This is a genomic window from Microbacterium sp. H6 (genome assembly GCF_003314775.1).
Taxonomy (GTDB): domain Bacteria; phylum Actinomycetota; class Actinomycetes; order Actinomycetales; family Microbacteriaceae; genus Microbacterium; species Microbacterium oxydans.
The window spans coordinates 41,331-50,226 of sequence record NZ_QOAY01000183.1 but is presented as its reverse complement, the minus strand read 5'-3'; the positions used below and the strand labels follow the sequence as shown (position 1 = coordinate 50,226).

Here is an 8,896-nt window from a genome sequence, read left to right as displayed (position 1 = left end):
GCGAAGACCGCCCACGATCCCTCGTCGACCGGAAGCACGTCGAGGTCTTCCGGAACCGATGTCGTGCTCTGCACCGCGACGCCGTGCAGATACCTCAGCAGCGAGCCTTCCGGGGCGTCGGGTTCGACGTCTGCCGTGACGGCCAGGATCCCCGAGGGCTCGGCATCGCCGAGGGTCTTGAGCCGCGCATGCTCCTCGGGCGGGATGGCCGCGATGTGCGCCTGGATGTGCGGATTGGCGCCTTCGTGGATCAACGGAACCTCCACGGCGTGACCGACGAGCACGAGCGCGGGCCGGTGGGTGATGGTGACGTGCATGGGGATGCTCCCTTCCACGCTCAGGCGGAACCGGAGCGAGGGTTGTGTACGGAGAGGACCCCCGTCACGGCGCGCATCGGCCGGTCCGATGCCGTGCACCGCGCGGAAGGCGCGAGCGAACGCCTCGACCGAGCCGTATCCGTGGCGCACGGCCACGTCGAGCAGGCTCGGAGCGCCGGCTGCGAGTTCCGCTCCCGCGTGCGTCATCCGGCGACGACGCACGTACTCCGAGAGCGGCATCCCCGCCAGCGCCGAGAACATCCGACGCAGGTGGTACTCCGTCGTGCCGTTCTCACGGGCGAACGCGTCGATGTCGATCTCTCCCGCGACACCGTAGGTGTCGACGAGGTCGACCAGGGCGTTCAGCGTGCCGATCATGGGGTCCTCCTTTCCCCACCATCGTCGCTGCGCATCTCATACGCCGACCCGACTTCTCCGGTCGGATGCGATCGGTTCTCCGTCGACGCCCGGTCAGAGCTCGACGGGAGGTGCCGGCTCCGTCTCCGACTCCTCGGGATGACGGGCCAGGTTCACGATCCCGGCGACCAGCCCACCCCAGACCGTGACCATGGCGATGATCATCATGACGACAGCGATCGGAGTCATGCGCTCGCTCCCTTCGTCGTGGTGCTAACGGCCGGGATCGCGGACGTCTCCGCATCCGGCTCGTACTCCTCTTCGACGAGGAACTCGTCGTACTCGGGATCGTCCTTCGCGTGGGAACGGCCGCTCCACGGCAACGCCGACAGGACCAGGGCCAGCACCACGAGGGCGATCACCATGCCCCATCCGAAGACGGCGAGGAACCAGGCCGGATAGCCGCTGTACGGCTCGGACGTCTTCGCGATGAGCTCGCTGATGAAGAGGTACCCGAGTACGACGGGTGCCAGCACGCCGACGAGCAGCTTCCAGATCGCGCCCACCCGGAAGCTCGATCGACGATTGAGGTGCTCGACCAGCACCGGCAGCTTGTGCAGCAACCAGGCCACGATGATCACGGCCACCAGGGCGACCGCCATGATGCCGAAGGAGTTCACGAAGGCATCGACCGTATCGAGGACGGAGAGCGCCGTCGTCGTCGAGAACAGCGCCATCGAGACGATAGCGAGCGGGATCGCCACGGTCAGGGTCGTGCGCACACGCGCCCAGCCCAGCTTGTCCTGCAGCGCGGCGACGATCACCTCGAGGATGGAGATGAGCGAGGTGACTCCGGCGAACACCAGAGCCCCGAAGAAGAGGACGCCGATGATCGATCCGCCCGTCGCCTGCGACACGATCGTCGGGAACGCGATGAACGCCAATCCGATGCCGGAAGAGGCGACTCCCGCCACCTCGGTCCCCTGCGCCTGCGCCATGAAGCCGAGGGCCGCGAAGACACCGATGCCGGCGAGGATCTCGAAGCCCGAGTTCGCGAAGGCCACGACGAGTCCCGAACCGGTCAGGTCGGTCTTGCGCTTGAGATACGAGGAGTAGGTCACCATGATGCCGAACGCGACCGACAGCGAGAAGAAGATGTGGCCGTACGCGGAGGCCCAGACGCCCGGGTCGGCGAGTGCCTCCCAGTTCGGGGTGAAGAAGGCGTTGAGGCCGTCCATCGCACCGGGGAGGAACAGCGACTGCACCACGAGGATCGCGAACATGACCGTGAGCAACGGCATCAGGATCATGTTCGCCCTGCCGATGCCGCGCTTCACACCCAGCGCCATGATCACGATGACGATGAGCCACACGACCACGAGAGGGATGCCGACCTGGGGGACGAAGTCGGTCGAGACGCCGACTTCGGCGACGTCCGCCGAGCGCAGGAAGTCGGCGAAGAAGAAGTCGTTCTCGTTGCCCGCACCCCAGGTGAGCTGGGCCGAGAACCAGGTGTACATGGCCGCCCACGCGATGATCACGGCGTAGTAGACGGCGATCACGACGCAGATGAGCACCTGCCACCATCCGAGGGGCTCGGCAGCACGGTGCAGACGACGGAAGGCGAGAGGCGCCGATCCGCGGTATCGATGACCGATCGCGTAGTCGAAGAACAGCAGCGGGATGCCGGCGGTCAGCAGCGCGCACAGGTACGGGATGAGGAACGCCCCGCCGCCGCCCTCGTAGGCGACGTAGGGGAACCGCCAGATGTTCCCGAGGCCGACCGCTGAGCCGATCGCGGAGAGGATGAACACGTTCCGCGAGCCGAAGGCTTCGCGTTTGTGGGTCTGCGTCGTGGCGGAGGACATGCGGACGAGGCTACCCGAGGGCGACGCTCCGTTCACAGTCGGCAGCAGTTTTCTGGACGGAGGGCAGTGAACCGGAGCGCAGTGAGCGGGGCGCACGGGTCGGGAACGAGAAAACCCCCGCCGGAGCGGGGGTTCTTCTGCGGAGACGAGGGGATTTGAACCCCTGGTCCCCGTGAGGGGACTCCACCTTAGCAGGGTGATTCTGACGGAAGTGCGGCACCGAGACCCTGAACCTGATCAGCCGAGGAAACTTCTGCTTTTGGCGGATGAACAGGGATTATCAGGATGCACCTGACGCACTTCCGGCACGCGAGAGATCGCCTGAAACAGTATCCTCGCGATACCCGGGGACACCTGGGGGACACCTGGCGCCGCCCGGATCACCGTGCTCGTCACAAATTCGGGCCCGGGCCTATCCTGTTAAACAAATGGTCTGCACCGCTCCGCTGTGACCGACGGGTGGCGCCACTGATAGTCGTAATTATGTCAGTCTGATTTTGGGCAGACTCCTCCTTAACCATTGGCGTTGGGCGCTTTTTGCTACTTGCTCCGCTTGGCCCGGATCAGCCGAACGGCGAGCTTGTTAGCTCGCTTCGACAGAAGGGGCAGCAGCCGGCAGGTGACCTGGCCGGCTGCGATCAGCAGAGCAGGCAGCAACAGTGGATCCGAGAACAGGCTCGAAAGATCCACGTTGCGACCTCCCCTCTGGGTGGTCCGTCCACGGAACTGTGGCCGGCGGCACGCGGCATGAGCCGCGAACGCGTTCCGTGTGCGTGTACCCCAAGGGTCAGGCTCACGGCTCACGGATGGCTCTTAACGACAAAACCCGGCTTCTAGGCCGGGTTCGAGGCGCACTTCTATCGCGCACCATCACTCTAGGAGGTCCAATGGGATCAAAAGGCAACGACACGCCAACGGAGGGCCTCACGCAGAGCTGCTTACTCTGACGCTAGGGGGTGACAGTACTCTGCTTGTTGCGCGCCGCGCCGACGCGAACCGCTCTCCTATTTCTGCGAGCGTCGCTTCGAGCTCATCGACGAAGCGAGCAAACGAGCTGTCTCCTCGCGCTCACGCCCTGACGAGGGAGATGTGATCGCGCTGAGCCGGGCTGCCGGGTCGAGGGCGTTCTTCGTCTTTTCAGCTCCCGCCTCTATGGCTGGCGGCGTCCACGCCTCCGGCTGCCGGTACCTTTTCGCAAGACGGTAGATGTTGCGTCGAACCTTTCGAAAAGTCTTGAAGTCGATCGTCTCTTCGACGCGAACCGTTAGGACTCCTCGCTCTGTGAGTTCCGCGAGGCCTCGCTTCCGGCTAGATCGCGAGATCCCGTAGCGTTCCTCGAAGTGGGCGCCAGCGATGAAGAACTCCGGATCGTCGCTACGTGTCAGCGCGAGCGAGCATAGATACATCGCGATCCCTGCGCCGGACAATTCCCCTGCAAGTCCTCTCGTCCAGAACGAGCGAGGAACAGGGATGTACTGTTCAAGCCCGTATGGGGGAACGTAGAGGTTCGGATCTCCTGCGGCCGTCTCGGGCTGAGATTCGTTGCAGAGGATGATCTCCAGCCGGGTACCCGTGCTGCGCAACTGAACGAGACCACGATCCGCGAGTTCGTGCAGTGCATCGCGGATTGCTCGCGCACCGACCCCTCCTGGATCCTCTCTGCCAAGTAGCTCCGCCCAATAGGGCGCCACTCGATTCGTCACGTAGGGGGGGCGCGCGGTGACCCAGATCAACGACATCAGCAGAGCGATTCGCAAGCCGCCGCCTTTTCCGCCGACCTCCCCAGAGGTTCTCAGGAGAGCGGCCAGAGGTGTCAGCGCGTCACTGCCCTCCGGGCGCTCTACGAAAGAACGGCGAAGAGGGCAAGTGTCTCGCCTTACGTCCTTAGCTAGTGCGTTCACCATCGCGTCCGTCCCTTGATCTTTGCCCTAACCGCAGTTCAGGGCTAAACTGGCGTGAGTACTGATGCGCCGTGACGAGGGGTACCTCTATAGGGGTCCCGTTAGGGCTATTATACATGTTCGGTACGGGTATAAACAGAGGTCCCGATGACTGAGGGTTGCGCCCGGTGGTCTCCTTGTGTATAAGGTCAGGCGGGGAGCATGTTCCCTAGTTTCTCGGCCTTCTGCTTGGTCTCCACCGCCAAGTTCAACACCCAAGACGGCCAGGGTGATACAGCCCGTGCACATCTGATGCGCACTTACGGGCTCACCCCCGCAGAAACGGAAGGCCAGCCGTTGAGAGTCCACACCTCAGCGGCTGGTCTTTTTTGTGGTCCAGTACCTTCGGCCGTGGTGTCGAGTCGTGGCGAACTTGATCCAGTCCGATCGCTTCTGCTGCTATGCCGCGACTGGCACAAGACCCTGTAGGAGCCCTGTGAGGTCACGAGACGGAACCGCTAGCTCCTCCGCCGCGCGGCTCAGCGACACGCCCTTTGGCCCGAAGAGGACTTTGCGGAGAAGCTGCGACGATTCGGGGACGATGCCGTCCGGCTCGCTGCTTCGGTAGCCGGCCTTCGACAGCGTCACGACCGTCGAGCGGTACTGCCAGTCGTTAAGCATCTTGAGTTCGTGGAGCCTGTGGGTCATCGCCATGGCGGAGACCTTCCAGTGCTTCTTGGCCGCGAGTATCTTTGGCATGCTCGCACTCCACATCGCCTGGGCATGGAGTCCGGTGGCGGGCATCAGGAAGGCTGCCGCAAAGGCGTTGGCTTCGGCTTCACGCTCTCGCGAGTCCTTTGGCGTCATGTCTCGTTCATCGTGAAGCACGAGGTGGCCCAACTCGTGAGCTACATCGAACCGCTGCCGCTCCCCGGACTTAGTGGTGTTCACAAACATGTAAGGCACAGAGTCGCGGAAGAAGCAGAAGGCGTCGATGTCGGTGTAGTCGTGAGCCAGCGACACGACCCGAACGCCCTTGGCTTCCAGCAGGTGAATCATGTGAGCGATGGACTTGTCTCCGAGACCCCACAGCTGACGGACCATCTCGGCAGCCTGTTCTGGCGAGAACTTGTCGTATGTCGGTATCTCCGGGTTTGGCAGCTGGAAGTGACGATCGATGACATCGAACAGCTCGAGAGCGAGGGTCGCCGACGATAGAACGGCGTCCCTCTTGGTCGCGGAGGTCTTCGAGAGCTTGCGGAAACTCACTGCCTCGACAGGGACGGGTTCGACCTCATGTCGATGGAAGTACTCGAGTGAGACGTCGAGCGTCCGTGCGATCTTACGGAGAGACTCATCGGAAGGCTGCTCAGTGCTGTTGTTCTCGTAGTTGGTGAGAGACCGCAGCGAGACTGTGCTCTCTTCGGCAAGCTTGGTGAGCGTGAGGCCGCGACGTTGGCGGGCGAGCTTTAGGCGGACTGGACTGAACATTCGGGGACGTCGTGATTGTGATGTCAGTCGCGGGGCTCGACTGGAACGTCGATATCACCGTCGTCATCCAGGTCGAAGGCGCTGAGGTCACCCACACCCTCAAGCCCGGTCATGTTGATGAGGTCACTCCACTCGACAACACGGTCGGAGACATCCATCCTCGCCGGGCGGCCAAGACCGAGCTGGAGAAAACTACTTCTGGGTTTACGTCCGTAAAGCACGAACCAGAGCGGAGCCTCCTTGAGTTTCTGGGGAAGCTCATCGTCGTTCTCGACCCACTCGGGCAATGGGAGGGGTAGCTGAGACTTCGGGCGGTCGTTGTCGAGGGAGTGCTGCGTTGCCGGGCCTTTGCGGCGAGTTTTTGGGCTGACTCGAGGATCCGGGTCAGAAACATGCTCGGCCGAGGAGAGAGCGAGTTGACACTTTCCGTCCGGGTTGAGGAGGCGCGGCTGCCCCATCACGACGGCCTTTCGCCAGCCGCGTGCGACGAGGATCTGCGCGAGAAGCTCGAAAGTGTCATTGTAGAGATCTGTCCCCGCGGCGTTGGGCGGCGCGAGCTCAGAGCGGTTGATAGCTCGGGCCAATCCGGGACGGAAGGCGGTTTGAAAGTCGCTGGAGTACAGGTCGAGCTCAGCGAGGCGATCTTCATCGCCGGCTCCTTCTTGGGGAAACAGATTCAAGATCGTCATGGGACGCCTCCTCGCTCGATGCGTGAAACTCTACCGCATGTGTGGTCCAAAAATACGCATAACACACCTTTTCTCGTCACTGGGGTTGATGTGCGGCCTCCAGAAGCTCCTCCGTACCTGTTTTCAGCCGAAGGTCGGTGGGGTGTGTTAGCTTTGTCCCAACACGGCTAGCCGCTATCTCTTCACCGAGAGGCGGCTAGTTTTCTTTTATGACGCATGACAGCAGCTACGCTAAGCCGTTCAAGACGGTGCGCGAACAGGTTGCCTTGCTCGCGTCGCGGGGCATGGATGTTGGGGACCAGGAGACAGCGGAAACGCTGCTAAGCCGCATCGGCTACTACCGACTGTCGGGATACTGGTATCCGTATCGAGAGCGAGAAATCGACGGTGTCGGTAACACCATCGTGAAATCTTCCGTCCGGCCCGGAACGACGCTCGCCCATGTCTGCTCGGTGTACGACTTCGATCGCGAACTCCGTGCCTCCCTGTTTGATGCCCTGGAAGCAGTTGAGGTAGCCCTTCGGTTTCAGGTTGGGCATACGCTAGGACGGCGAGACGTTTTTGCGCACCGCCAGCCCACTGCCTTGGACCCCGGATTCGTCTTGGCGCCGGCGCAGGCGGAGTCAGGAGAAACAACCCATTCGGGCGTGGGCGCGCAGGGGGACGCCAAGACCGACCCAGTCGAGCAGGTCCCCTCAAAGACGCGTCATCAGGAATGGCTGGAGCGCTTCGATGACCAGGAACGCCGTTCCCAGGAGGCGTTCGCCACTCATTTTCGTTCCAAGTACGGCCCGCACCTGCCGGTGTGGGTGGCGACCGAGGTCATGTCCTTCGGCACGCTCGCGCAACTGTACGGCGGCGCCGCACAAGATGATCGCGAGCGGATCGCTGCCAGCCTGGACCTCATCGGCAAGGACGGCAAAGGTGATGCAACACTGCTGTCGAACTGGCTCAACCACATTCGTTACATTCGGAACCTCTGCTCGCACCACTCGCGTATGTGGAACCGCAGTTTCGACGTGGAGCTAGCTTCCGCAGCTCACATCCCCGACCTAGCCCATCTCGCCAGCAAGTCACAACGCCGTCTGTACGGCACGATCTCCGTACTCACGTTTCTGCTGGCGAGAGTTGCGCCCGCGGCCGACTGGAGGACGCGCATCCAACCTTTCATCCAGTCGCGTACCGACAAGCTGGGGCTTGATCTTGACGCACTCGGGTTTCCACCCGGGTGGGAAACCGCTGACATGTGGCGAGAGAACTATCAGAGAGATCCGAAAGTAGCCCAGCGCGTCAGCCTGTTGGCCGATCTCAACCTGGCCAGCACCTCGACGATGCGAGAACTCCTCCACAGTCGCGAGCCCAAGGAACGCCGCAGTTGGCTGAACTATCTTCGAAGTCGCCATGCCCTGGTGTGGGTGACAATGGGCGAAGCGAAGCTCTTTCCGTCGTTCCAGCTCGATCACGACTCTGGGAACATTCACTCCGTTGTCGGCGATATCAATGCTGATTTCTATGCTCATCTGACGACTGACGGGGCTGAGGCGGAGGATGCCCGATGGCAGATCTTGGAATGGTGGACTACCTCACCGTCAGCCAGCGCGGACACACCAGTCGAGCAACTTCGGAAGGGCACTCTGACCCTTGAGGGAGCGCAATCCACCTACCTTTAGCTGGATCGCAGCGCTCGGCGCACGCTGGACGCACCCACTCCGAGTACACGGCCGATGCTCTCCCAGCTCGCGTGTTCGGCGCGCATGCGCTCCGCGGTCGCGATCCGCTCGGGCGTCATCACGCTCGGACGGCCGCCAACGCGGCCCTGGCTGCGCGCGAAATTGAGGCCACGCTGCGTGTTGTCTCGGATGGTATCGACGCGGAGCTGCGCGAACACCGCAACGATGCCGTAGAGCGCCCGCCCCATCGGGGTGGTGGTGTCGATCAGGGGCTCGCTAAGACTGACGATGTTTACCTGGCGAGTGTCGAGATCCTGCAGCGTTTCAATCAGGATGCGCTCACTGCCGGCGAGACGGTCGAGGCGCCGGACTTTGAGGGTGTCCCCCGGTCGGAGGTAGTCGAGACAGGCGAGCCACTGCGGTCGGTCGGTGACTCGGCTGGACTCGCCGTGGTCGACGAAGACGCGTTCGCAGCCGGCGGCGCGCAGCTCGGCTTCCTGCGCCTCGGGGTTCTGGTCTCGTTTCGAGACGCGGGCGTATCCGACTTCGTGTGCCATGCCGAAAACGGTACTGCCGATGTTCCGGCGCGGTTAGGTTTCGGCAGGGGGTTTCGGCGGATCGTTT

Annotated in this window: 8 protein-coding genes; 1 reads left to right on the top strand and 7 read right to left on the bottom strand. The window is 62.7% G+C overall.

The features are described from left to right. From DSP71_RS11910 to DSP71_RS11890, 6 genes are all read right to left on the bottom strand, one after another. On the bottom strand, positions 1 to 695 hold a 695-nt coding region (locus DSP71_RS11910), incomplete at its 3' end, for a helix-turn-helix domain-containing protein (protein WP_258546400.1). 93 nt (positions 696 to 788) lie between these two features. Beyond that, the gene (locus DSP71_RS11905; RefSeq protein ID WP_082108540.1) at positions 789 to 923 is read right to left on the bottom strand and encodes a methionine/alanine import family NSS transporter small subunit; all 135 of its coding nucleotides are present in this window, start codon (positions 921 to 923) and stop codon (positions 789 to 791) included. Continuing rightward, entirely contained in the window at positions 920 to 2,542 is a 1,623-nt protein-coding gene (locus tag DSP71_RS11900; protein WP_113681191.1) for a sodium-dependent transporter, read from the bottom strand. Before DSP71_RS11900 ends, DSP71_RS11905 begins: the two co-directional genes overlap by 4 nt. Positions 2,543 to 3,546: 1,004 nt before the next feature. After that, positions 3,547 to 4,281 carry a hypothetical protein gene (locus tag DSP71_RS21690; RefSeq protein WP_147251306.1) on the bottom strand — a complete coding sequence of 245 codons (735 nt, stop codon included), beginning with the start codon at positions 4,279 to 4,281 and terminating at the stop codon, positions 3,547 to 3,549. A 600-nt stretch (positions 4,282 to 4,881) separates the two neighbouring features. Further along, positions 4,882 to 5,913 carry an XRE family transcriptional regulator gene (locus DSP71_RS11895; protein WP_113681190.1) on the bottom strand — a complete coding sequence of 344 codons (1,032 nt, stop codon included), beginning with the start codon at positions 5,911 to 5,913 and terminating at the stop codon, positions 4,882 to 4,884. A gap of 23 nt (positions 5,914 to 5,936) precedes the next feature. Continuing rightward, positions 5,937 to 6,602, bottom strand: a complete 666-nt coding sequence (locus tag DSP71_RS11890; protein WP_113681189.1) for a hypothetical protein — start codon at positions 6,600 to 6,602, stop codon at positions 5,937 to 5,939. Between the two features lie 209 nt (positions 6,603 to 6,811). On the opposite strand from DSP71_RS11890, the gene DSP71_RS11885 reads away from it, so the two are divergent. Continuing rightward, on the top strand, positions 6,812 to 8,272 hold the full coding sequence (locus DSP71_RS11885) for an Abi family protein (protein WP_113681188.1): 1,461 nt from the start codon (positions 6,812 to 6,814) through the stop codon (positions 8,270 to 8,272). On the opposite strand, the gene DSP71_RS11880 is transcribed toward DSP71_RS11885, so the two are convergent. Then, on the bottom strand, positions 8,269 to 8,829 hold the full coding sequence (locus DSP71_RS11880) for a recombinase family protein (RefSeq protein WP_113681187.1): 561 nt from the start codon (positions 8,827 to 8,829) through the stop codon (positions 8,269 to 8,271). The two genes, DSP71_RS11885 and DSP71_RS11880, sit on opposite strands and share 4 nt — an antisense overlap. Positions 8,830 to 8,896 lie beyond the last annotated feature (67 nt).

Bases quoted from the DNA above. Each gene is read 5' to 3' on its own strand.
- DSP71_RS11905 (WP_082108540.1), bottom strand. From the start codon at position 923: ATGACTCCGATCGCTGTCGTCATGATGATCATCGCCATGGTCACGGTC.
- DSP71_RS11900 (WP_113681191.1), bottom strand. From the start codon at position 2,542: ATGTCCTCCGCCACGACGCAGACCCACAAACGCGAAGCCTTCGGCTCG.
- DSP71_RS21690 (WP_147251306.1), bottom strand. From the start codon at position 4,281: ATGTCGTTGATCTGGGTCACCGCGCGCCCCCCCTACGTGACGAATCGA.
- DSP71_RS11895 (WP_113681190.1), bottom strand. From the start codon at position 5,913: ATGTTCAGTCCAGTCCGCCTAAAGCTCGCCCGCCAACGTCGCGGCCTC.
- DSP71_RS11890 (WP_113681189.1), bottom strand. From the start codon at position 6,602: ATGACGATCTTGAATCTGTTTCCCCAAGAAGGAGCCGGCGATGAAGAT.
- DSP71_RS11885 (WP_113681188.1), top strand. From the start codon at position 6,812: ATGACGCATGACAGCAGCTACGCTAAGCCGTTCAAGACGGTGCGCGAA.
- DSP71_RS11880 (WP_113681187.1), bottom strand. From the start codon at position 8,829: ATGGCACACGAAGTCGGATACGCCCGCGTCTCGAAACGAGACCAGAAC.